We start from the raw sequence: 23,837 nt of genomic DNA on the forward strand, positions 1-23,837 counted from the left end.
CTTGCGCGAGGGCTACGCCCACCGACCCGTCCTCCTCGAGGCCGCGCTCGGCGGCAGGTGCTCGCCATGGCCCGCTACCGTCGCCGCCGCGACGAGCACGGGGGCTGGCACGCTGCCGCCCAGCGCAACCTCTTCAACCGCATGTTCGGACAGACGTTCCACTGCCTTCACCGGCGTGAACTGTTCGATGAGAACACCACGTTCCCGACCGCCTTGGCCGCAGCAGCTTGACGGCTTGGGGTCGTGAGGTGTCTTCCTCGGCCTCGGATGTGCGCTCATCTGCCGGCGGCGACGGAGAAACCTCCCAGTTCGTCAGGAGTCCCAAGAACTCCCGATGGAATCGCCACCCCGCACTCCACAGGTCTTCTAACAAAATAATCATCGAAATTGTTAACAATCCTGAGGCTCCTTGCCTACAGTCTGGGATTCGAATGAGCCGCACAGCCCGACCTGCCCGCGGAGTCGCCGGGGCGGTGCGCAGGCACGGCCGTGACCACGCAATCCGATGTACAAGGAGATCTACGGGTGGACATCAACCGCAGAACCGTTATCCGGGGCGCCGCAGCCGTAGCCGCGTTCGGAATCGCTGAGGGCACGGCAGGCGCGGCTTTCGCCGGCACCTCATCGTCGCGCAGTTCGTCGAGCACGTCCTCGGCGTACTCGCTGGAGTTCGATTCCACCGCCTGGTCGTACGACTCGACCAACGACGTGTACTACCAGATCGGGAAGGTGTATGTCGCCAACCCGGCCACGACGGACTACGAGAACCTGTCGATCTATGTGCCGGGCGCCTATCTGACGGCCACCGCGAACAGCGATGGGACCACGTACACCGCGACGGTCAACCCGAAGGGCACCGTCGGCGACTACTCGGGACGCACGGCGCCGATCGTGATCCCGGTCAACACCCCCGGCTACGCCGGGCAGAAGCCGGCCACCTCCTACAGCTACAGCAGCGTGTCGCAGTACCTCGCGGCCGGGCACATCTACGTGTGGCCGGGCCTGCGCGGCAGGGACGGCTCGACCAGCACCCGCTCCGACGCGGCGCCTTGGGGCGTGACCGACCTCAAGGCCGCGATCCGGTTCCTCCGGTACAACCGGAGCGTCCTGCCCGGCAGCACGGACGACATCGTCCTGTTCGGCATGAGCGGTGGCGGCGCCCAGGACACCGTGGCGGGCACGTCCGGTGACAGCTCCCTGTACTACCCGTACCTGCGCACGATCGGCGCGGCGATGGAGGACGCCAAGGGCCGGCCCCTCAGCGACGCGGTCGCCGGGGTCATGGCTTGGTGCCCGATCACCAGCCTGCACGAGGCCAACCTGTCCTACGAGTGGAACATGGGCCAGTTCGCCTCGGCCGGCACGCGCGCGTCCGGCACATGGACCAGCGCCTACTCGACGGACCTCGCGAAGGCGTGGCCCAAGTACATCAACCGCCTGGGTCTGCGCGACGAGCAGGGCAGGCGCCTGAAGCTGACCGAGTCCAGCAGCGGTATTCACCTGGCCGGCAGCTACTACGACCACCTGATCGAGGTGATCACCACCTCGCTGAACCACTTCCTGTCCGACAACACCTTCCCCTACACCATCACCACCCAGGGCGGCCCGCCCGGATCGGGTTCGACGGGCACCTCGACCACGTACGAGACGGTCGCCGACTACATCGCCTATCTCAACACCGACAGCACCTGGGTCACCTATGACGCCGCGACCAACACCGCCACGGTGTCCGGCCTCGAAGGCTTCGTCAACAGCCAGAAGACCGCGAACAAGCCGGTCGGCGCATTCGACGGATACTCCCGCGGGCAGGGCGAGAACAGCGTCTTCGCGATGGGGCTCGACGCTCCGTCGCACTTCGCGCCGCTCACTCGTGACGTCATCAAGGCGAACGAGACGACCTACGCCTCGTACTCCGACTGGGACTCCGCCTACGGCGCCTCGGCCTACGACAGCGACTTCGCCAAGAAGGACAGCGTCGGTAAGGACATGGCCTGGCGGGCCGACGCGTACAACCCGCTGTACTTCCTCTCGCCCGCCTTCGGCGGCTACCGGCAGTCGCAGGTCGCGCGGCACTGGCGCATCCGCACCGGCATCATGCAGGGTGACACGGCCAACACGACCGAGATCAACATCGCGCTGGCCCTGCAGAACTACGGCATCCGCGACGTCGACTTCGCCACTGTGTGGGCCCAAGCACACACACAGGCCGAGCGCACCGGCAACTCCACGGCGAACTTCATCAGTTGGGTGGCGTCCGTCACCAAGAAGTGACCACCGGCCCGGGCTCCTGACCGACCAGCCTTGACCAGGCGCCCGCCACCGGAGCGGAGACGCTCCCCCGTTCCGGGGCGAGGTGCCCAAGGCCCAGGTCGAGGTGGCGGCGGCCACCCTGGGGTAGGAGCCGCGGCCAGGGTGACGCGGGTCTGCTCCTGCCGCCTGATCGCTGCTTCGACGTGCTCGCGGACGCCTTCGGCGCAGACCAGCCAAGTCGAGACCTGGGCAGCGCGGGCGACAGTTCGCGGCGCTGCTCCTCAGAAGGCTTACCGTCAGACCTTCGGTTGCAGGGTGAGGATCGCGGTGATCGCCGCGATCACGCGGGCGTCGACCTCCTCCAGGTTCGATGACGGGAGCTTGCCGTCCAGGTGCAGGAATGCGAGGCCGTGGACCAGCGACCAGCCGGCCGTGGCCAGAGCCTCGGCGTCGGCCTGCGGGAACGCCTCGCTCACGCAGGCCATGACCAATTCGTGGACCTCCGCCGCGGCGGCGGTCCGCGCGTCCTGCGTGTCGGTGCAGGGGGTGCCGAACATCAGCCGGAAGAGGGCTGGTCGGTCCAGGGCGAATCGGACGTAGCTGACGGCAATCTGTGCGAAGCGGTCCAGGGTGACCGGCTGCGAGCCGGTGGCACCCAGGCGCTGTTCGAGGTCGGCGAAGCCCTGGGCCGCGAGTTCGTTCTCCAGCGCTTCCTTGTCCGCGAAGTGCCGGTACGGCGCGGTCGGCGAGACGCCGGCCCGGCGGGCGACCGCGCGCAGCGAAAGTCCGGCGCCGTCCTCCTCCAACAGATCCGTGGCAGCCCTGAGCAGAGCCGCGTGCAGATCACCGTGGTGGTAGCGGGACCTCTCCGAAGTTGACACTGCTTACATCCTCCTCGTACGGTGATGTGAGCATCGTACACATCCATGGAATCCGGAGACCGCCATCCGCGCCGCCACCATCCGCGACGGGAAGATCGTCGTCGCCGAACATCCCGATCCCGAGCCGGGCGCGGGCCAGATCCTCGTCCACGACCACGCCGCCGGGCTCAACGGTGTGATCCTCGAACCCGCCGGCGACCCCGACATCCCTACGGGCCTGCAGTCGCTGGCCATCGGCGGAACCGCATCGTCGTGATCGGATTCGGTGGCGGCTTCACAACCGAACTCAACCTCATCGAACTGCTGTACCGGCGCGCCATGATCGCCGGTACCAACCTGCGAACCCGCTCGCCGGAAGAGAAGGCACTGCTGGCCCGTCAGATCGAACGGCACGTACTGCCGAACGTGAGCGCGGGGCGTCTGCGGGTGCCGCTCGCCGTCGCCCACCCACTGGACCAGGTCGCCGGCGCGTACGCCCACTTCGCCGGCGGCGGCAAGATCGGGAAGGCCGCCCTCACCTTCTGAGGGCATTTCTACCCATATCAACTAAGTCAACTAAGTCGACCAGGCAGTGAAAGTAGGTGCCCGACATGCAGGCATACGTACTGACCCGATACGGGGACGCGAGCGCGATGGAACTGCGGGATGTCCCCGAGCCGACGGCGGGCGAGGGAGAAGTACTCATCCGGGTGCGGGCTGCCGGACTGAACCCGGTCGACTACGGGATTCGCCAGGGCAAGCTGCGGATGGTGACCCCCTTCAAGCTGCCCCAGGTGGCGGGCAGTGAACTGGCGGGGGTGGTCAAGGCGGTCGGCCCCGGCATCACTCGCTTCACGGCCGGGGACCGGGTTTTCGCGAGGGTGGACAAGAAGAAGCTGGGCGCCTATGCCGCCTACGCCGTCGTCCACGAGACCCTGGTGGCGAAGATGCCTGAGTCGCTGGACTTCGCCGATGCGGCCGGGCTGCCGCTGGCCGGGCTGACCGCCCTGCAGGCGTTGCGCGACGAGCTGGGCCTCACCGCGGGCGAGAAGGTATTCATCTCCGGCGGAGCCGGGGGCGTCGGCACCCTCGCCATCCAACTGGCCGTCTGGATGGGGGCGCAGGTGGCCACCACCGCGTCCCCCCGTGGCGAGGAACTGGTGCGCTCCCTCGGGGCCACGACGGTCATCGACTACCAGAAGCAGAAGTTCAAGGACGTCTTGAGTGACTACGACGCCGCATTCGACCTGACCGGCGGTCAGGATCTGCCGGACGTCTTCACCATCCTCAAGCCGGGAGCCAAAACGGTCTCCGTCGCGGGAGTCCCCGAGCCGGCCACCGCCGCGGACATGGGCAAAGGCTCACTGATGGCTGCCGCCCTGTGGGCAATGAGCGTGAAGATCCGCCGCCAGGCGCGACGAAAGGGCGTCGGCTACCGGTACCTGTTCATGCATCCCAGCGGAGAGGACCTCGGTCTGCTGGCCGGCCTGGTCGACAAGGGCGAGCTGAAGCCCGTGACCGACCGGGTCTTCCCGTTCGGACAGATCGCCGATGCATTCGCGTACATCGAACAGGGCCGAGCCAAGGGCAAGGTCGTCGTACAGATGTAATTTCCAACGTCAGCTGACCATCAATACCGTTGCATGACGCCGATCGCTCCGACACGCTGCTCGTGTGCGAGACGCAGAATTCGCAACGGTCCGTCGAGCAGTACATCCGGTTCGAGGCCCGGTTCGTCGGAGACCGCCGAGAGCCATGCGGCGGTCCAGGAAGTAGACGTCTCCCGGCTGACGCGCGTCCGTGACGCCGAGTCCGTAGTACCGCGCCGCGACCGGATCGCCCTTGAACAACCTGCCCCTCCACGACAGCGCCCAGAACCAGATCTGGCTGGAGATCGTCCAGCTCGCCCTGGACCTGCTCGCCTGGATGCCGATGCTCGCCCTGACCGGCCGGCCCCGACTCCGGGAGCCCCGCCGCCTGCGGCTCCGCCTGTTCTCCGCCGCCCTGACCAGCCGCGACCCACCCCTACGACCAGAACCCGCACGCCGGAGCCGTGGAACCCGGCGCCCACCCGACGCGACAGCCGGGCCACTGACCTGCCCGACTTCGTTCGGAGTCCGAGTCCGCGCGACTCGGCAGCCGTCGTGGGACTTACGGGGCCCCCGTTGCCCCGCCGACCGGGGATTCCCGAACCGCCGCGGACCCCGGCCGGTCACGGCCTTTCCGGACGCGACTGCTCGTCAGCCCGCAACGCGTGTGATGAGCACGTTCCTTCGGACCTTCACGCCTGTGGTGTGTGGGCCAGGTAGGCGAGGACGGCCAGGACCCTGCGGTGGCCGCTGTCGCTCGGGGGGAGGCCGAGTTTGAGGAAGACGTTGCCGATGTGTTTGTGGACCGCGCGTTCGGTGACGACGAGGGTCCGGGCGATGGTCGCGTTGTCGTGGCCCTCGGCCATCAGCTTCAGCACCTCGTGCTCGCGTGGGGTGAGCGAGTCGAGTGGTGAGTTCTTGCGGCGGGTGAGGAGTTCGGAGACGACCTCGGGGTCCAGCGCGGTGCCGCCGGCGGCGACCCGTTCCAGTGCGTCGAGGAACTCGTCGACCCGGCCGACCCGGTCCTTGAGGAGATAGCCGATCCCGTTGGTGCCGCCGCCCAGCAGTTCGGCGGCGTACGACTCCTCGACGTACTGGGAGAGGACCAGCACCGGCAGGCCGGGAATCGCCTGCCGCGCTTCGAGCGCGGCACGCAGACCCTCGTCCCTGAAAGCGGGCGGCATCCGGACGTCGAGCACGGCGATGTCCGGCCGGTGTTCCAGCAGCGCGGGCATGATCTCGGGCCCGCTGCCCGCGACGGCCAGGACGTCGTGTCCGGCCGAGGTCAGCAGCAGCACCAGCCCTTCCCGCAGGAGGGCGTTGTCCTCGGCGATCACCACACGCACGGCAACTCCACTTCGATCACGGTCGGCCCTCCGACCGGGCTGGACACTTCCATCGTCCCGTCGAGCGCCGCGACCCGCCGCCGCATGCCGAGCAGTCCCGAGCCGCCGGTCTCGACGGCACCGCCACGACCCTCGTCCCGGATCTGGATCCGCAGGCTGCGCCGAGCCCGGACGAGCCGGACCTCCGCGCGGGACACCCCGCTGTATTTGGCCACGTTGGTGAGCGCCTCGATCACCACGAAATAGGCCGCCGCCTCCACGGCCGCGGGCGCCCGCACCCCTTGCTCCAGACCGCCGTCGTCCAGGGCGACTTCCAGTCCTCCCGCACTCTCGGCTTCGCTCGAGCGGGGGGACCCCCAGCTCGCCGCCAGCGCCCGCAGCGCGCCGACGAGGCCTCGGTCGGTCAGGATCGGCGGATGGATGCCGCGGACGACGTTCCGCAGCTCCGCCAGCGCCATCTCGGCCTGGTCCTGGGCCTCGTCCAGCAATTTGCGCGCGGTCTCCGGGTCACGGCCGTAGGCGCGTTTGGCAAGCCCGATCCGCATCGACAGCGCCACGAGCTGCGCTTGCGCCCCGTCGTGCAGATCACGCTCGATACGTCGCAGTTCGGCACCGTGCGCGGCGATCGCGTCGGCCCGCGTCTGGGCGAGCCGCTCCACCTTGGCCGTCAGCAGTGCCTGCCGGGACGGCTTGAGCAGGGCCGTCGACCAGTCGGCCTCCAGGTCCGCGAGCCGCACGATCAGCGGCAGCACGATGGCCTCGCGGCGCAGCAGCCCGCACCACGCGCCGTCGACGAGCAGCCCGACCGGCCACAGCGGGAGGGCGAGGCCGAGCAGGGCGCCGTAGAACCAGTAGGCGACCATCCAGCGCAGATCCCTGCGGGTACCGGGATCCCGGACCGCCATGGCCACCCGCTCGCGCACGGTGCCGGTCAGGGGCTGGTACACCTCGGGGATCTTCACGCCGGTCCAGGCGGCGGTGAGGTTCCGCTTGGCCCCCGCGATCCGCCGGACGAGCAGTACCGTCTCGGGCAGCAGCCAGATACCGGCCAGTGCCAAGGTACCGACGGCGGCGATCAGCAGCACGGTGATGAAGATCCACGTGCCGAACGCCATGAGCGCCGTCAGAAAGAGGTGAGCGGTGGCCCTCGCGGCGCGCTGCACCGATTTCCACATGGCAGGAAGTTAAGTCATTTACTTGAGTTACGCAAATATCGGTTGAGGTGGGCGAGTTCCCGCGTACCACGGGGACCGGCACCGGCACCTTCGCGGCCGTACGGGACGTCCGGGGGTGTAGTGGGCTACACCCCCGGTTCGGGAGTCCGCTTCCGTGTGCCGACAGGTGAGCGACGGAATCGTGGGAGGCCCAGACCACGAGAGCCCCGAGCTCCCCGCACCCGAGGAACCCCATGAAGCCGAAGTCGCCGTTTGCCACCCTGAAGTCGTTGGTCGCCGATCTGTTGCTCTGGTCGTTCTTCGCAGTCGGCATGGCCGCCTCCGTGGGAGCCGGCGCGGTCCTGGACGGCACGGACAAGAACGTCGCCACGCTCGCCGGGGCCGCCGTGTCGCTGGTGACAGGTACACGCATCGCGAAGAAACCCAGGATCAAGGCGTTCCTGTCGACACGGCCCGTGTTGTGGTTCTTGTTCCTGTTCAACGGCGCTGTGGCGGCGGCCTCCTACTTCGTCGTCGACGGTGCGAAGGGCATGGCGACCGCCGGTGCGATGGGCCTGGTCGCGCTGGGAGCGCTCGGAGGACTGGTGACGGGCCGCCGCACGGGCAGGGGCGAAGCCGGGCGGTCCGTACCGGACACCCGCGTCATCAGCCGATAGGGGCCCCGGCCTGGGGCCGGGAGCCCGGCCCCGGCATCGCCAACCGCCACCTGCGTCCATCCGACCAACGGCTCCGCCGTCACGCACCGCACGGTGCGAGGAAAGGAATCCACCCGTGGGCCCCACCCGGTCCGTACACCGGCGCGGCAACACCGCCCGGGCACGCCTGACCAGTCTCTTCCCGTCAGCCACCACCGACGTCCTGCGACGGGAGTCCGACGCTGAGGACGGGAGCTGCCCGCTCCGGCCGGCAGGCCGGCGATCCCGGGGAACACGACGGCCGTGCCCGAGGAGCCGGATCGGGCGGAACCCGTCACCAGGGCCGCGTTGGAGACCAAGCCGTCGTTGACGCCGGACACCGCGGCGCGCGGGGCACCGGAGCGCTCGCCGAGACAGCTCCGCTCCGCGCGGCCGTTCTCGCGCCCGCCCGCATCCTCGGAGGGCTCGTCGAGGTCAGCGGTCACGGTCTGCATGACGGGCTCCTCCTTCGACGTCGTCGGGACCCGACAAGGCGGAGACGGCCTCGGCCGTGAGGCCGTGACGGCGGGTGGTCACGGCGATGGCGGCGAGCAGTGCGAGGACGACGGCGGTGAACCAGGTCGTCGCACTGGTCAGGCTCATGGAGCGGCTGGCGACGCCGAGGCCGACGGGCAGCAGGGCCAGGCCGAGGTAGGAGGCGAGGAACAGGCCGGCGAGGGCCTCGCCACGTCCGGCCGGGGCGGCCGTACCGGCCACATGCCCGATGGCGGACTTGAACAGCACCCCCGCTCCGGCCCCGGCGATGATCCCGGCGAGCAGGAACACGGGCAGGCTGGCGAGGTGCACGCCGAACGCCAGGACGGCCATGCCCACGGCCTGGGCGATCAGCCCGGCGTACCAGCGCGTGCGGGCGCCGAGCCGGCCGGTGCCCGTCTGGGCCGCCGCGGCGGCCGCGAACACCGAGAACACGATCAGTCCGGTCAGTGCCCGGGACGGGTGGTGCAGGGTCCCGCCGACGAAGCCGGGGACCACGGAGGTGAACAGGCCGAACACGGCCATGGACGTGAATCCGGCCGCGCCGGCCACAAGATATCCAGGCACTCCGTGAGTGGCTCCGACCCGCTGGGGGCGGTAGGCCGGCCTGACGTCGGGCCGGCGGACGGTCTCGGGGGTCAGCGCGACGGCGACCGCGCCGGTCACCAGCAGAACGGCGAAGACCGCGTACGGCACCCGCAGCGGCGCTCCCAGGTACTGGGCGAGGACGCCCGAGACGACGGGGCCCAGGCCGAGCCCGCCGATGTTGGCGACGGTCGACACGATCTCGAAGCGCCGCGTCGAGGAACCGGGCCGGTGGGCGCTGTGCAGTTCCTGCAGATACGCGGTGGCGGTCGCCGTCAGCATGCCCACGCCGAGGCCGGTGACCAGCCGGGCGACGATCAGTACCGGCAGCGACGGCGTGGCCAGGAACAACGCGGCGGCGAGCAGTTCGAGTGCCAGCGCCGACGTCATGACCTTTTTGCGGCCCAGCCAGTCCGAGACGTGACCGGCGAGCAGCAGGCTGGTCAGCACGCCGAGGGAGTAGGCGGCGAACACGACCGTGACCGTGAACGTGGAGAACCCGTCGTGCGCCTGGTACAGCGGGTACAGCGGAGTGGGAACGGTGGAGAAGGCCATGGCCGTCACGAACACCGCCGCGACCGTCCAGAACCCGGCACCGTACCGGCCGGCGGCAAGCGGTTCCTCACCGGCTCGGTGCTTCCGGACAGATACACGGTCCGTACGCGGACCCGTAGCTGACGTGAGCGACATCGGAAGCCCTCCGATCCCTGTCGTTGGTTTCCGTCGGCGGTCGGACCACCCGGCCCTTCAAACACCGCCTGTGAATACCAACGGGAGAGCTGAGCCGTTGTTTCCCATATGCCGAAGATGGTCAGAGATGATGGTTATCGGTGTGAGAGATGGCAAAAGCCGGCGGCCGTGAATCGTCGCCGGACGGAGGCCGCCGCCGCGGCCGCCGAACAGGGCGCGTTCAGCTGCAGCCGGCGTCACGGTCGTCCTTGCGGCGCGCATCCTCCGCCCTTGCCGGTGTCGACGTGGGCCGGCTTGGTCCGGTGTCCGGAGCGGACTCTGAGCCCAGATGACGCAGGCGCGTTCAGGCAGTTGTCGTGGCGGAGCACGCTGCGGTGCGGGAGCCCTCGGCGTCCCTCTCCCGGTGATCGGCTGATCGATGTCTTGGCCCGTCCTCGGAGAGAGATCATCATGTGGGGATGCCTGACAACCAATCCTCTGTGGCACCGGCGGTAGTGCGGCTCGCCCGATACACGAAGACGGACCAGGGCGAGATCCTCGGTCACGGCGATGATCCCTTCGGTGTTGCCGCGGCCGGTTTGACCTGGCTGCCCAAAAAGGAGCACTTCGGTATCAGACTCGGCGACCGGTTTGTGGCACACGCCGGACTCCTCCGGCTGCCTGTTGCGATCGGCGATGTCGAGACAGAGGTGGTGGGCGTCGGCGGAGTGGCCGTCGCACCTGACATGCGGGGCCAGGGGCTGGCCCGGCGCGTGGTCACAGCGGCACTTGATCACGCTCGCACGATGGGTCCTCAGCACGCGCTCCTGTTCTGCAGGCCTCCCCTCGTGCCGCTGTACCAGCGCCTTGGATGGCACCTCCTCGACAAGGAGGTACTTGTCGAACAACCCGAAGCCCGCCTGGTGGCCATGCCGCTGCGGACCATGGTGACGCCCCTGCGCGACCACGCGCATTGGCCTTCAGAGCCAGTGCGTCTGTTCTCCCTCCCGATGTGACGGGCCCCTTCCGTGAGGGCAAGCACCGGATGGTGCCCGGCCGGCCGTCTTCGGTGGTGGCCGTGGTGGAGACGGGGCGTACGTCCTCACTCAGGCTGGGACGGGGGAGCAGCAGGTTCTCCCTCAGACGCTCTGAGGATGGCCACCGGGTGTAGCGGCCGTCCCGGGCGCAGGCGGAGGCGAGGTCCTCCAGCACGCCATGCGTCCACGATGAGCTCGCCGTCGAGGAGGGCCGCGATCTGTACCCCCTTTGTGCCGGATCTTCCGCCCCGACCTGGACGACCCGCGCCGGGAGGACGCCGAGGAGTCGTTCCGCACCACGCAGCCCATGCCGATCCCGTACGTCGATCCGTCCGACATCAGCAATGCGGTGCTGTTCCTCGCTTCGGACGAGTCGAGGTATGTGACCGGCCTCCAGACGAAGGTCGACGCGGGCGCCATGCTGAGGCGCAGCACGTCCGGGGCGCCGGCCTGACCTGGCCGAGGGCGGCCATGTTCCGGGCGCCGGGCACGTTCAACTTCTCGCGTCCTGCAGGCGCGGGCCCGGGCCGCGTCGGCACCGAACCCGCCCCTGGTGAAGGTGTCCTACTTGGACTGCCTCATGATCCAGTCCCGGATACCCGGAATGGTGTACGCGATGTGCCACGTGCCCATGTGCGCGCTGGTGCCGGAGCCGGAGGAGACCGTCGTGCCGGTGAGGAAGGAGGCGTAGTTGACCGGTGCCTTCTGGGCCTTGAGGTTGCGGACGTCGGCGGCGAACTGGGCCGCGGCGGACTGGCCGTCCCAAACCGCGGTGGCGACCTGGGTGCCCGCGTCCTCGATGGCCCCGGTGATGGCGTTCTCGCCGGCGTAGGCCTTGTCGTCGTCCTGGGAGACGACGATCCACAGCTTCTTGTCGGCCAGCGGCGCCACCTGTTCGGCGGGCCACTGGCCGGCGACGACGAACGCGGCGGCGAACAGGTCCGGGTACCTGATGTTCAGGCCCAGCGACATCATCGCGCCCATCGACTGGCCGGTCGTGTAACGGCGGTTCTCGTCGATGGAGTACTGATCGGTCACGGCCCGGACGAGGTTGGCCGTGGCGTCGAACAGCGTCGACGGTTCGTAGTCGTCGTCGATGACGACGGAGCCGTACTCGGGGGCGAGTACGAAACTCTCGTGCTTCGCCTGGTCCTCGGCACTGGCCCAGCACACGGCTCCCAGGCCCTGGACCAGCGGGCCCTCGGTGGCCACGTTGACGACGCTCGCGTCATGCATGAACAGCACGAGTGGATACCGCTTGCGGGGGTCGTAGTCCTTCGGGACGAAGAGGTTGTACCTGAGGGTCTGCCCGGTGGCGGGGTCGTCGAAGGTGAACTGCCTGAAGTCGTCCACGACGAGGTTCACGACGGCACTGGTCGTCAATGTCGTGCCGGTGGCCGCATAGCGGGCGCCGTGCGTGGTCCTGACGGTGTCCTTCTGGACCACCGAGGCCGTCGCCGCCACGATCGTGCCGCCTGGTGTGCTGTCGCCGACCTTCGGACCGCCGGCCCCCGGGGCACCGCCCGAGCCGCCCGAGTCGCTGGGGCTGGGGCTCGGAGAGCCCGTCGAGGTGCCCCCACCGCCCTGCTGTGTCACCCACAGCGCCGCCGAGTCGTCGTCGGGCGAGAGCTCGACGACGACGAACCGGCCGTCCCTGCTCCGCTCGGCCAACGCGGCCGCGCTGTTCGCGTAGACCTTGGTGACCGTCCGGCCGGTGACGGCGAACGTGGACGTGGAGAGGGCGGACCCGTCGATGTCGCGGTCGTACTCGACAGCCACGGCGATGAGTTTCTGACCGTCTCCGAACACCTTCGTGATCGCGGTCGCGCCTCGGACGTGGCCGGCCGTGGCAGCCGTTTCGCTCGGTTCGGCCGCCGCAGCGAGAGCCGTTCCGCCCACGACGGCCGCTGCACCGGCCGCTGCGGCTCCCGCTATGAACGTACGCCTTTCCACCAAAACAGACTCCTTTTCCAGTGACGACTGATCGCCACAATTCACCGGCCCTTGCAGACCGCCCGGACAACGTCCGCAACGCTAAGAAGTCTTGCTTGGAAATCGCTGTGTGAGTTTCAGTCACACAGCTGCGGCATCTCTCATTTTTCACAGGCTACGCAGATATCACCTGGTCATGCCGTCGCTCCGTGGTGAGCTGGCAGAGTGCGTCCTGCCAGCGGTTTTGCCGGGCACGGCCAGATGGCCACCTATGAAATCGAGCCGTCGATACTCGTCGTGAAAGCTGAGATTGCGTCCCGCGAATTGCCGATTCCTGGAGGCGCTGTGATGCTTCCTCGGTGTTATGGCGCCGCTCCCGACGCACGTCGAGTCGACTGACTCGGAGCGCCGGCAGCAGGTTACGGATCCGGCCTTTTCCTGTGGAGGACTGCGATGGATGAGCGAAACGAGAACGAGATGGACGAAACCGGCTCCTCCGGGGACGTGAGCCGCCGTTCGTTCGTCGCGGCGACGACCCTCGCGGTGGCGGCCACGGCCGTCGTGGGCAGCGCTACGGCGGCCGGGGCCGCCACGAAGGCGGCGACCGGGCTGAAGGTGGGCGCCGGCAAGGCCGCGTTCACGCCCAGTGCCTCGATCCTGCCCCTGGACAACTTCACCTCGGTGCACGACGACCTGTACGCGCGCGTCCTGCTGGTCGAGTCCGGCACCCGACGTGTCGCCCTGGCCGTGCTGGACCTCACCTCGATCAGTGCCGAGGCGATCGGACTGATGCGCCAGGCCATCACCGCGGCCACCGGCATCGCGGCGGCGAACATCATGGTCACGGTCACGCACTGCTTCTCCGCACCGCACGTCGCGGACAGCAGCTCGTCGGCGGGCGCCGCGACGTACGTGCAGAACATCGTCAGCGCCACCAGGAGCGCGGTCGCCGACGCGGTCAGGAACCTTCAGGACGCCCAGGTCGGCTACGGCCAGGGCGAGGCCGACATCAACGTCAACCGCAACGTGCTCACCGCGGACGGCTACTGGCTGGGCGTCAACGAGCGGGGCAACTCCGACCACGGCGTGTACGTCGCCCGGTTCAACGATCTCGACGGCAACCCGATCGCCGTCCTGACCAACTACAACGTGCAGTCCTGTGTGATGCAGGACTCCGTCATGACCGACGGCAGCCTGCCGATCACCGCCGACCTGGCCGGCGCCGCCACCTCACACGTGGAGAGCGAGTTCCCCGGCGCCATCGGTTTCTGGCTCGTCGGCGCCTGCGGCGACCAGTTCCCGGCCTATCGCTCGAAGCGGTACACGATCGACAGGAACAAGGCGTGGACCTACGGCGTCGACCTGCACGACGCCGGCTTCGCGCTGCTGACCGCGCAGGGCGAGCGCCTGGGCAACGAGATCGTGCGGGTGTCCCAGGCCATCACCAGGTACGAGAGCGGCAAGAACGTCACGGTGCGTCTGCTCACCGACGAAGTCACCACCACCCAGATGGAGACCGACCATCCCACCGGCCCGGTGAAGACCGCCACCTACACCCCCACGGACACCGTCGAGGTGCCGATCTGGGTCTTCCAGGTGGGCAAGGGCCTGTTCGCCGGCGTGGAGCCGGAACTGTCCACCAGCACGGCGGACGCCATTCGCAAGGCGTCCCCGTTCGCCAGCACCTTCGTCATGTCGATGTTCGAGGGCGGCGCCAAGAACATGCCCGACCGCTGGAACTACGTCAACTTCACCTACGAGGCACGCGACGGCTTCTACGTCGAGGGCACCGCCGAGAAGGTCGCGGCGCGGATCGAACGCCTCGGCAAGTCCCTGAACTGAGAGGCGGAGTCGCCGGTGTCCCTGGCCCGAGCGTCCGCGCCGACGGCGGTCCTCACCAGGAGCGGGACGGGGCCGGGGGCGTCACCGCCGAGTTGCCGTAGTACGCGCCGGGGCCGTGTTCGCGGGTGCAGGGCCGTTCCAGAAGACGCCGGGGCGGCGGGCACCGTGGCTCGATCGGCGTCGGTGCGCCACGGATGCGGGTCGTCGTAGGTCACGTCGCCGCCGGGGCCGGGACGGACGGAGTCCGTTTGCGCAGGACACGAGGCCGATGGGGCGCTCCCGGAGCGATGCCGGACCCGGGAGCGTCATGTTGCCAATATGTTCCGCACTCTTGACGGACATCTTCTGACTGCGTAGACATGGCTGCGCAGTCAGGTCGTCGGGGCAACCGGCGCGGAACGCGGCCATCGGGAGACATCATGACGCCATCAGCAGGACGGGCCGGCGTTTCCGGCGCGCCCCGGAGCGTGGATGTGGCCCGGCTGGCCGGCGTGTCGCAGAAGACGGTGTCGCGGGTCTTCAACGATGAGGCGTACGTCTCGGCAGAGGTGCGCAAGCGCGTTCTCGACGCGGCCGACGAGCTCGGCTACCGGCTGAACCACGCGGCCCGGGCGCTGGCCTCCGGCCGGACCCGCTCCATCGGCGTGGTGACGCTCGGGACGGCACTGTACGGACCCGCGTCACTTCTCATCGGCATCGAGCGGGCCGCCCGGGACACCGGTTACGCGCTCCGCGTGGTCAACACCATGGAAGGCGATCCGGGAGGCGTCCGCGGAGCCGTCGACTCGCTCCTCGACCAGGGCGTGGACGGCATCGTCATCTCCGAGCCGATCGACGAGGAGGGGGACGGGGGAGCGGTCCCCACCGACGTGCGCGTACCGGTGCTGGTCCTGGGGGCGCCCGTGGCCACGACGGGCCCCGGCACCGTGGCCGCCGGCGTCGGCGCCGACCTGCTGGCACGGGCGGCCACCGAGCATCTCCTCGACCTCGGACACGAGACCGTCCACCACCTCGCGGGACCGCAGCGCTGGTACGCCGCCCGCGACCGCCTGCGGGGATGGCGTGAGGCTCTGGAGGCACGAGGCTGCGACGAGCCGCCGGTCGTCGAGGGCGACTGGTCCGCGGCATCGGGCTACGCGGCGGGCCGGGTACTCGCCGCGGACCCCGCCGTGACCGCGGTGTTCGCCGCCAACGACGACATGGCCATCGGCCTCATGCGCGCGCTGGCGGAGGCCGGCCGCACCGTGCCGGACGACGTCAGCGTCGTAGGATTCGACGACATCCCGGTGGCCGCGTTCGTGACCCCGCCGCTGACCACCGTGCGTCAGCCGTTCGACGCCGTGGCCCAGGAAGGGCTGAGACTTCTCGTCCACGCCATCGAGAAGCCCGGAGCCGACCTGCCCCCGGCGAACGATCCGCCCGTCGAACTCGTCCTCCGCGCGTCGACCGCGCCTGCTCCGTCCCGTACGCATCCGGGCGGAGCACGGCGCTCCACCACGCGTCCCCGTCGTGGCGCGAAGGCCGCGCCGCCGAATGGAGGCCCATCCGACCGTTCCTGATCGACTTCAGCCCCCGTCGGCCCTGACCACGGTCCCGGGCCGGACCTGTAACGCACACGCAGCCGCCGCACAGGCCGCTGCCCGGTCTGTCCCTCCCTGCCATGCCGGCTCAGCCGCCCGCGGGGACTCGGGCACCGCACCATCTCCATCTCGCCGAGCGGGTTGCTGCACCGGCGCCCGCTCCGACCGCCCTCCCCCTCGTGGTCCGCCATCCGCACCGCGAGCCGGGAGCAGCCGATGACGACGTGCCCTTCCACGCACCGCACCCGAAGTCCCGGTCGTCACCTCCTCGCGTTCCCTTGCCCGGTATGCCGCCGCAGGCATGCCCTCACCTTCGCCCTACCGGCGGGAGTTCACCATGCCCAGATCCTTCGTCACGTCCTCCTCCCCGAGCCGTCGCGGATTCCTCGCCGCCGTGGGGGCCGCGACCTTCAGCGTCGCGCTGTCCGCCTGCAGCGGTGGCAACGGCAGCGGGGGCAGCGGCGGCAGCTCCGCCAAGCCGCTCTCCCAGGCCGACATCGACAAGGCGATGAAGACGCCGACCGAACTCACCTTCTGGACCTGGGTCCCGAACATCGACAAGGAGGTCGCCCTCTTCGAGAAGAAGTACCCGGCCATCAAGGTCAAGGTCGTCAACGCCGGTCAGGGCGTGGCCCATTACACGAAGCTGCGTACGGCGATCAAGGCCGGCAACGGCGCCCCGGACCTGGCGCAGGTGGAGTACCAGGCGATCCCCACGTTCACCATCACGGACAGCCTGCTGGACCTGAGCCCCTACGGCGCCGCCGATCTGAAGAACAGGTTCGTGGACTGGACCTGGGCGCAGGTCAGCGGCTCCGGCGGCGAGATCTGGGCGATCCCGCAGGACACCGGCCCGCTCGGCATGCTGTACCGGCAGGACATCTTCGACGAGCACGGCATCAAGCCGCCGACGACCTGGGACGAGTTCGCCGCCGCCGCGCGCAAGCTGCACAAGGCCGACCCGGACGTCTACCTGACCAACCTCGCGGCGAACGAGGCCGCCGCCTGGCACGGCCTGCTGTGGCAGGCGGGCGCCCACCCCTACGCCCTGTCCGGCAAGAGCGACATCACCATCGACGTGAACGACGCGGTCTCCAAGAAGCTCGGCACCTACTGGGGCGGCCTCGCGAAGGAAGGCGTCATCAGCACCGACCCGGACTTCACCGACGGCTGGTACGCCGGGCTCAACAAGGGCAGGTACGCCACCTGGATCACCGCCGCGTGGGGCCCGGCGTTCCTCTCCGGTTCCGCCAAGGCCACAGCGGGCAAGTGGCGGGCCGCCCCGCTGCCGCAGTGGGACGCGTCGAGTCCCGTGTCCGGGAACTGGGGCGGCTCGACCAGCGCGGTCATCCGCTCGACCAAGAACCCCGTCGCCGCCGCGCAGTTCGCCCAGTTCCTCAACAGCGACCCCGCGAGCGCGAAGATGTTCGCGACCGAGCAGTCGTTCTTCCCCGCGACCAAGGCCCTGCTCGCCGACCCGTCCTTCGCCGGAGCCACGCCGTCCTTCTACGGGGGCCAGAAGGTGAACCAGGTCTTCGCCGGCATCAGCGAGACGGTCAGCGAAGGCTTCCAGTGGCCGCCGTTCCTCGACCAGGCCGCCACCGACTGGACCGAGACCGTCGGGAAGTCCCTCGCCGACAAGACCGACAGCGGTGCCGCCCTCGACGCCTGGCAGCAGCGGCTCACCACCTACGCCAAGGGCCAGGGCTTCACCGTCAAGTCCGCCTGACCGTCGACGGGTTCCGGGCCGAAGGGTGCTCTCCGCATGAGCCCCGGGACCCGCGGCCGGCCATCCCCGACATCCAGAAAGGCCCGTTGATGACCGCCATGACCGCGGCCTCCACCGAGGACCCGGGCCGAGCAGGGCCGCAGCGCCGCCGGCTCGGTGGCCTGCGCCACGGAGCGGCAGGCCCGTTGTTCATCGCACCGTTCATGGTGCTGTTCGTGCTGCTGTTCCTGACCCCGCTCGGCTACGCCGCCTATCTCAGCCTGTTCCAGGAACGGCTCATCGGCGGGACGACGTTCGTCGGGCTGGACAACTACCTGACCGCCCTGAAGGACCCGCTCCTGAGGGAAGGTCTCCTGCGGGTCGTGGCGTTCTTCGCGATCCAGGTCCCCGTGATGCTGCTGCTGGCGCTGCTCTTCGCGCTCGCGCTCGACAGCGGCCTGCTGCGGCTCGCCAAGGTCATCAGGCTCGGCATCTTCGTCCCGTACGCGGTACCGAGCGTCGTCGCGACCCTCATGTGGGGCTACCTCTACGGCCCCGACTTCGGCCCCTTCGCGCAACTGGGCCGCAAGCTCGACGTGCCGGTCCCGCACTTCCTCGGCGGCACCTGGATGCTGGGCAGCCTGGCGAACGTGGTGACCTGGGAGTTCGTCGGCTACAACATGATCATTCTCTATGCCGCGCTGCGGACCATCCCGGGTGAACTGTACGAGGCGGCCGCCGTGGACGGCGCCGGCGCCTGGCGCATCGCCTGGTCGGTCAAGCTGCCCGCGCTCCGGCCGGCGCTCCTGCTGACCCTGCTGTTCTCGGTGATCGGCAGCTTCCAGCTGTTCAACGAACCGAAACTGCTGCAGACCATCGCCCCCGACGTGATCGACAGCTCGTACACCGCGAACCTCTACGCCTACACCCTCGCCTTCACCGGACAACAGGTGAACTACGCGGCCGCGGTCTCCTTCCTCCTTGGCCTGGTCATCGTGGTCTTCTCCTACGCCGTGCTGATCACCGCGAACCGCAGGAGGACGTCGTGACGGTCGTCTCCCAGTCCTCGACCCGTTCCCCCGCGACCCCGGCCACGGGAGCCTCCCGGACCACCGCGTCACTCCGTGCGTCAAAGGTCCCGCGCGGGCGCCGCTCCCCGGTCCGACGCCGCAGCACCCCGCTGACGATCGTCATGCTGGCCGTACTCGCCTACTTCCTGCTGCCGCTGTTCTGGCTCGCCGTCGCCTCGACCAAGAGCACCCAGGACCTGTTCAACAGCTTCGGCCTGTGGTTCTCGCACAGCCCGCGACTGCCGGCGAACATCAGACAGACCCTGACCTACGACGACGGCGTCTTCCTGCACTGGCTGCTCAACACGGTCCTGTACTCGGTCGGCAGCGCCCTCGGCGCCGCACTGCTGGCCACCGCGGCCGGGTACGGCTTCGCCAAGTACCGCTTCCGGGGGAACAGTTCTGCCTTCAACCTGGTCCTCGGCGCCATCATGATCCCGACCACGGCACTGGCGATCCCGACGTACCTGCTCTTCGCGAAGGTGGGACTGGTCAACACCCCCTGGGCGATCGTCCTGCCCTCGCTCGTCAGCCCGTTCGGCCTCTACCTGATGCGCATCTACGCCCAGGACGCCGTACCCGACAGCCTTCTGGAAGCCGCCCGGATCGACGGCGCCGGCGAGCTGCGGATCTTCGTCCGGATCGCCCTGCGGCTGCTGGCACCGGGTCTGGTGACGGTCGTCCTGTTCACGCTGGTGGCGACCTGGAACAACTACTTCCTGCCGCTGATCATGCTCAACGACCCGAAGCTGTACCCCGTCACGGTCGGGCTCTCCTCCTGGGCGGCCCAGGCCCAGAACGGCGGGGCCGGCGCCAGCAGCGACATGCTCGCGCTCGTCGTGACCGGCTCGCTGATCTCGGTCGTCCCCCTCGTCGTGGCCTTCCTGATGCTCCAGCGCTACTGGCAGAGCGGCCTGGCCGCCGGCGGTGTCAAGCAGTAAGCGCCGCTGACGACCACACCCTGCTCCTTCTCCCTTCCCCCTCTTGGAGGTCCCTTCATGGCGGTCCTGCCCGCCCGTGTTCTGTTCGGCGCTGCCTACTACCACGAGTACACGCCGGCCTACGGCGGCACGCGGCCCGACGACCAGCTCAAGACCGACCTCGACCTGATGGCCGACGCGCACTTCACCGTCATCCGCGTCGGAGAGTCGGTCTGGTCGACCTGGGAGCCGGAGAACGGACGGTTCGACCTCGACTGGCTGCAACCCGTGCTCGACGGCGCCCACGAACGCGGCATCTCCGTGATCCTCGGCACGCCGACCTACGCCGTGCCGCCGTGGCTGGCCCGGCAGTACCCGGAGATCACCGGCGAGCGGCGCACGGGGGAGCGGATCGGCTGGGGCGCCCGCCAGGAGGTGGACATCACCCACCCGGCGTTCCGGTTCCACGCCGAGCGGGTGATCCGCAAGATCGCCGAGCGGTACCACGACCACCCCGCGGTCATCGGATGGCAGGTGGACAACGAGCCGGGGCTGCATCTGCTGCACAACCGGGGCGTGTTCGAGCGGTTCGTCGACCACCTGCGCCACAAGTACCGGGACGTCGAGACCCTCAACCGCGAGTGGGGCCTGGTCTACTGGTCGCACCGCCTGTCCACCTGGGCCGACCTGTGGACCCCGGACGGCAACGAGCAGCCCCAGTACGACGTCGCCTGGCGGGAGTTCCAGGCCCGCCAGGTCACCGAGTTCATCGGCTGGCAGGCCGACATCGTGCGCGAGTACGCCCGGCCGGAGCAGTTCGTCACCACCTGCATCTCCTACACGCGCAATGGCGTGGAGGACGACGAGTTGTCGGACCGCCTCGACATCGCCTCCGGCAACCCGTACTACGACATGCAGGACGGCCTGCTGCTCCCCGACCCCACGCCCGACGAGCACCGGCAGATCTGGAAGACCACCGGAGTCTGGTCGATGTACCAGACCGCGGACTGGATGTTCTCCTCACGCCAGGAGCCGTTCCTGGTCACCGAGACCAACGCGAACTCCATCGGCTTCCCCTGGGACAACCGGCCCGGATTCGACGGCCAGTGGCGCCAGGCCGCCTGGGCCCATGTGGCGCGCGGCGCCCGGATGATCGAGTACTGGCAGTGGCAGACCCTGCGCTTCGGCGCCGAGACCTACTGGGGCGGCGTCCTCCCGCACAGCGGCCGCCCGGGCCGGACGTACGCCGAGATCGCCGGACTGGGCGCGGAGTTCGAGAAGGCAGGACCGCTCGTCGCGGGGCTGGAGCCGGACGCCGACATCACGATGGTCTACTCGACGCCGAGCAAGTGGCTGATGCAGAAGTACCCGCCCCTGGCGACCGCCGACGGCGACCCTGACCCGGCCTCCTACCATCGTATCTTCGACCCGTTCTACCGGGGTGCCTTCGACGCCGGCCGTCAGGTCCGCATCGTCCACGTCCGGCAGCTCCACGACCCGGACGGCGACGGGGAGGGCATGGCACCCGCCGAAGCGGCCCGGCGTCACCCGGTCCTGGTGGTGCCCGGCCTGTACCTTGCCCACGACACCACCGTGGACTGGCTGGCCGCCTACGCCCACGCCGGCGGCCATCTGGTCCTCGGCCCGCGGACGGCCTACGCCGACCACGAGGCACGGGCCCGGCTGGAGCCGGCCCCCGGCGGCCTCGCCGCCGCGGCGGGCGTGACGTACGACGAGTTCAGCAACCTGACCGCCGGGATCACGGTCACCGCCACCCCTGACGGCCCGCTAGACCTCCCCGCGGACGCGACGGCCAGGCACTGGGCGGACGGCCTGACCGTCCACGACGCCGAGGTACTCGCCCATTACGACCACCCCCACTTCGGCAGGTGGCCGGCGATCACCACCCGCCGCCACGGCGAGGGGCGCATCACCTGCGTCGGCACCGCCCCGGGCCGCGGTCTCGCCCGCGCCCTCGCCGACTGGCTGGCGCCCACCGCGCGCAGCGGATGGCGGGACCTTCCGGCGTCCGTCACCGCGACCACGGGCACGGCCTCGGACGGCCGCAGGGTGCACGTGATCCACAACTGGAGCTGGGAGCCGGCGCGGGTTACGGCTCCCGTCGAGCTGACCGATGTTCTCGACGGCACTTCCGTCCCCGCGGGCACGGCGCTTGAGCTGGGTGCCTGGGACGTGAAGGTGCTCGTCGCCGCGAGTTCCGACGGAGCGAGGGTCTAGGACGAAGGCCCGTCGGTGTCACCCCGAGGACCACCCACCTCAAAGGAGAGGCTGTGCAGAGAAAGAGACTGAGACACCTGCTGGGAGCCGCCGTCGCGGCCGCGGCACTGCTGGCGATCCCCGCGTCCGGCGGTGCCCAGGCGTACGCCCCGACGGGCGGGACCATCTACCAGCTCGGCAGTGAGGCGTGCCTCAAGGGCCGGGGGAACTGCGCGGTCTACCCGAAGTCGGCGGAGCTGCCGAACGGCCGGCTGGTCGCGTCGTTCGAGAAGTCCACGGTCCCGGCCTCGGGCAGCGCCGACGGGCAGACGCTTCCCGTCTACAAGAGCGACGACGACGGTACGACCTGGCAGTCGTTGTCCGAGGTGAAGGCACCGGCCTATCTGTCCAGCGACACCAAGTATGCCAAGTACACCAGCAACTGGACCAACCCGTACCTGTACGTGCTGCCCCAGGACGTGGGCGACCTGAAGCAGGGCACCCTGCTGCTGGCGAGCGTCGTGTCGGGCGACGACTACTACTACAAGGAGCACAAGGCGGCCGACCCGACCTGGACGTCCACCAACGACGGCGACCGCAAGGACGTGGCGATCGCGCTCTACTCCAGCACGGACAACGGGGCCACCTGGAAGGTGGAGAACGTCGTCGCCACCGGCGGCTGGCAGGGCGGCAGCGCGGGCGCGACCGGCCAGAACGTCGCCTCGGCGAACACCAGCCACCAGGTGGACCCCGTCTGGGAGCCGTACCTGATGGTCTACAAGGGCAAGCTCGTCTGCTACTACTCCGACGAGAACGACTACACCGGCTTCGACCCGATCACCGGCGTCGCCACCCTCGACCCCGCCAACGACACCGCCACGGACGCGCGGGGCCAGATCCTCGTGCACAGGACCTGGGACGGCCACGCGGCGCAGTGGAGCGACCCGGTCGTCGACATCGCGGGGCTGACCCAGGACTTGGGAGGCGGCAAGTCGGAGATCGGCGGCGGCCGGCCCGGCATGACGAACGTGGCCCGCACCACCGACGGCAAGTGGATGATCACCTACGAGTACTGGGGCGGCGGCGCCAACACCCGCTACCAGATCGCGAGCAACCCGCTGGAGTTCTTCAAGGGGTCGGCCACCGGAACCGGCGTCAACTCCCTGCCGGTCGACACCGGTTCGCGCACCCTGGCGACCGGAGGCAGCCCGGTCCTCGTGCGGCTGCCCGGCGGCCGCCTGGTCTACAACGCGGCAGGCAGCGCAAGCGTCTGGGTCAACCAGACCGGACGCGGCGACGGCATCTGGAAGGAGTACCAGACCACCTCGAAGGCCGGCTACAGCCGCGACCTCCAGTACGTCGACGACACGGGCCGTCTCGTGATCCTCAACAACCAGGGGACCTCGACGATCGCGTACGCCGAGACGGACCTCGGCAACTCGGCCGGCACCTACTACCAGTTGTTCAACCGCAAGACCGACCAGGTCATGGGCACCGGGAACAAGACCAACGACGCCAACCTCGGCAACGGTGACGTGCCCGACGTCCGTCTGGAGGACCCGGGTTCGGCGGCCGACCCCGACACCCAGTTCTGGCATGTGGTGACCGAACCGGGCGGTGGAACCACACTGCTCAACAAGTCCGGTGGCCGCGCGGCGGCGATCTGGACCGGCAACGCGACGGCCGGACAGAAGATCGGCCAGTGGGTCGACAACAGCTCCACCGGCAGCTGGAACCTCGTCAGGACCAGCGACGGCCTCTACAAGCTGCAGTCGGCCAGGAACACGACCCTGTACCTGACCGGAGCAACCGCCGGCGGGCAACTCACCCTGCAGACGGCGACCGCGGACGGCTCCCAGGACTGGGAACTGGTCCGGTAGACGCCGGT

19 protein-coding genes and 2 pseudogenes are annotated in these 23,837 nt (G+C 69.3%); 15 read left to right on the forward strand and 6 right to left on the reverse strand.

Going from position 1 to position 23,837, the window contains the following annotated elements; all coding sequences use genetic code 11:
• The first annotated feature begins 66 nt into the window (after positions 1–66).
• Together ACZ5K7_RS20900 and ACZ5K7_RS20905 are read left to right on the forward strand one after the other, a co-directional pair.
• Positions 67–231 carry a hypothetical protein gene (locus ACZ5K7_RS20900; protein WP_468915168.1) on the forward strand — a complete coding sequence of 55 codons (165 nt, stop codon included), beginning with the start codon at positions 67–69 and terminating at the stop codon, positions 229–231.
• Between the two features lie 294 nt (positions 232–525).
• Positions 526–2,271 carry an esterase gene (locus tag ACZ5K7_RS20905; RefSeq protein WP_468915169.1) on the forward strand — a complete coding sequence of 582 codons (1,746 nt, stop codon included), beginning with the start codon at positions 526–528 and terminating at the stop codon, positions 2,269–2,271.
• A 275-nt stretch (positions 2,272–2,546) separates the two neighbouring features.
• On the opposite strand, the gene ACZ5K7_RS20910 is transcribed toward ACZ5K7_RS20905, so the two are convergent.
• Positions 2,547–3,131: a TetR/AcrR family transcriptional regulator gene (locus ACZ5K7_RS20910; RefSeq protein ID WP_468915171.1), complete on the reverse strand. Its 585-nt coding sequence runs from the start codon at positions 3,129–3,131 to the stop codon at positions 2,547–2,549.
• 252 nt (positions 3,132–3,383) lie between these two features.
• Between ACZ5K7_RS20910 and ACZ5K7_RS20915 the strand changes: the two genes are divergently transcribed.
• The 3 genes and pseudogenes from ACZ5K7_RS20915 to ACZ5K7_RS20925 all read left to right on the forward strand — a co-directional run.
• Entirely contained in the window at positions 3,384–3,656 is a 273-nt protein-coding gene (locus ACZ5K7_RS20915) for a hypothetical protein (protein ID WP_468915173.1), read from the forward strand.
• Between the two features lie 65 nt (positions 3,657–3,721).
• A complete protein-coding gene (locus ACZ5K7_RS20920; RefSeq protein ID WP_351702565.1) occupies positions 3,722–4,720 on the forward strand; it encodes an NADP-dependent oxidoreductase in 999 nt (332 codons plus the stop codon).
• A 232-nt stretch (positions 4,721–4,952) separates the two neighbouring features.
• Positions 4,953–5,114 (forward strand): annotated as a pseudogene (locus ACZ5K7_RS20925) (IS1380 family transposase); the annotation flags it as partial.
• Between the two features lie 277 nt (positions 5,115–5,391).
• Here the strand turns inward: ACZ5K7_RS20925 and ACZ5K7_RS20930 are convergent.
• The gene (locus ACZ5K7_RS20930) at positions 5,392–6,045 is read right to left on the reverse strand and encodes a LuxR C-terminal-related transcriptional regulator (RefSeq protein WP_468915174.1); all 654 of its coding nucleotides are present in this window, start codon (positions 6,043–6,045) and stop codon (positions 5,392–5,394) included.
• Complete coding sequence (locus ACZ5K7_RS20935) at positions 6,033–7,220, reverse strand: sensor histidine kinase (RefSeq protein WP_468915176.1); 1,188 nt, start codon at positions 7,218–7,220, stop codon at positions 6,033–6,035. The genes ACZ5K7_RS20930 and ACZ5K7_RS20935 overlap by 13 nt, the downstream gene beginning before the upstream one ends.
• Positions 7,221–7,453: 233 nt before the next feature.
• Here ACZ5K7_RS20935 and ACZ5K7_RS20940 point away from each other — a divergent pair, with 233 nt between their 5' ends.
• Positions 7,454–7,876 (forward strand): hypothetical protein, encoded by a 423-nt coding sequence (locus ACZ5K7_RS20940; protein WP_468915178.1) that lies wholly within the window; start codon positions 7,454–7,456, stop codon positions 7,874–7,876.
• A gap of 245 nt (positions 7,877–8,121) precedes the next feature.
• On the opposite strand, the pseudogene ACZ5K7_RS20945 reads toward ACZ5K7_RS20940, so the two are convergent.
• Together ACZ5K7_RS20945 and ACZ5K7_RS20950 are read right to left on the reverse strand one after the other, a co-directional pair.
• Positions 8,122–8,349 (reverse strand): annotated as a pseudogene (locus ACZ5K7_RS20945) (VIT1/CCC1 transporter family protein); the annotation flags it as partial.
• Complete coding sequence (locus ACZ5K7_RS20950; RefSeq protein ID WP_468915179.1) at positions 8,330–9,544, reverse strand: MFS transporter; 1,215 nt, start codon at positions 9,542–9,544, stop codon at positions 8,330–8,332. The pseudogene ACZ5K7_RS20945 and the gene ACZ5K7_RS20950, both read right to left, overlap by 20 nt.
• Before the next feature lie 578 nt (positions 9,545–10,122).
• Between ACZ5K7_RS20950 and ACZ5K7_RS20955 the strand changes: the two genes are divergently transcribed.
• Together ACZ5K7_RS20955 and ACZ5K7_RS20960 are read left to right on the forward strand one after the other, a co-directional pair.
• Complete coding sequence (locus ACZ5K7_RS20955; RefSeq protein WP_468915181.1) at positions 10,123–10,659, forward strand: GNAT family N-acetyltransferase; 537 nt, start codon at positions 10,123–10,125, stop codon at positions 10,657–10,659.
• Positions 10,660–10,909: 250 nt separating this feature from the next.
• Positions 10,910–11,134, forward strand: a complete 225-nt coding sequence (locus tag ACZ5K7_RS20960; RefSeq protein WP_468915183.1) for an SDR family oxidoreductase — start codon at positions 10,910–10,912, stop codon at positions 11,132–11,134.
• Positions 11,135–11,244: 110 nt separating this feature from the next.
• On the opposite strand, the gene ACZ5K7_RS20965 is transcribed toward ACZ5K7_RS20960, so the two are convergent.
• Positions 11,245–12,678, reverse strand: a complete 1,434-nt coding sequence (locus ACZ5K7_RS20965; protein WP_468915184.1) for an alpha/beta hydrolase-fold protein — start codon at positions 12,676–12,678, stop codon at positions 11,245–11,247.
• A gap of 387 nt (positions 12,679–13,065) precedes the next feature.
• Between ACZ5K7_RS20965 and ACZ5K7_RS20970 the strand changes: the two genes are divergently transcribed.
• The 7 genes from ACZ5K7_RS20970 to ACZ5K7_RS21000 all read left to right on the forward strand — a co-directional run bounded on the left by ACZ5K7_RS20970 (position 13,066) and on the right by ACZ5K7_RS21000 (position 23,829).
• Positions 13,066–14,454, forward strand: a complete 1,389-nt coding sequence (locus tag ACZ5K7_RS20970; RefSeq protein WP_468915186.1) for a hypothetical protein — start codon at positions 13,066–13,068, stop codon at positions 14,452–14,454.
• Between the two features lie 419 nt (positions 14,455–14,873).
• Positions 14,874–16,013 carry a LacI family DNA-binding transcriptional regulator gene (locus tag ACZ5K7_RS20975; RefSeq protein ID WP_468915187.1) on the forward strand — a complete coding sequence of 380 codons (1,140 nt, stop codon included), beginning with the start codon at positions 14,874–14,876 and terminating at the stop codon, positions 16,011–16,013.
• A gap of 358 nt (positions 16,014–16,371) precedes the next feature.
• Positions 16,372–17,763 (forward strand): ABC transporter substrate-binding protein, encoded by a 1,392-nt coding sequence (locus tag ACZ5K7_RS20980; RefSeq protein ID WP_468915189.1) that lies wholly within the window; start codon positions 16,372–16,374, stop codon positions 17,761–17,763.
• An 89-nt stretch (positions 17,764–17,852) separates the two neighbouring features.
• Entirely contained in the window at positions 17,853–18,791 is a 939-nt protein-coding gene (locus tag ACZ5K7_RS20985) for a carbohydrate ABC transporter permease (RefSeq protein ID WP_468915191.1), read from the forward strand.
• Positions 18,788–19,753 carry a carbohydrate ABC transporter permease gene (locus tag ACZ5K7_RS20990; protein ID WP_468915193.1) on the forward strand — a complete coding sequence of 322 codons (966 nt, stop codon included), beginning with the start codon at positions 18,788–18,790 and terminating at the stop codon, positions 19,751–19,753. Before ACZ5K7_RS20985 ends, ACZ5K7_RS20990 begins: the two co-directional genes overlap by 4 nt.
• Positions 19,754–19,810: 57 nt before the next feature.
• Positions 19,811–21,970, forward strand: a complete 2,160-nt coding sequence (locus ACZ5K7_RS20995; RefSeq protein WP_468915195.1) for a beta-galactosidase — start codon at positions 19,811–19,813, stop codon at positions 21,968–21,970.
• Positions 21,971–22,023: 53 nt separating this feature from the next.
• Positions 22,024–23,829, forward strand: coding sequence for an RICIN domain-containing protein (locus ACZ5K7_RS21000; protein WP_468915197.1), 1,806 nt, complete (start codon positions 22,024–22,026; stop codon positions 23,827–23,829).
• The last annotated feature ends 8 nt before the right edge of the window (positions 23,830–23,837 follow it).

The organism is Streptomyces sp. NPDC031497, assembly GCF_055580905.1.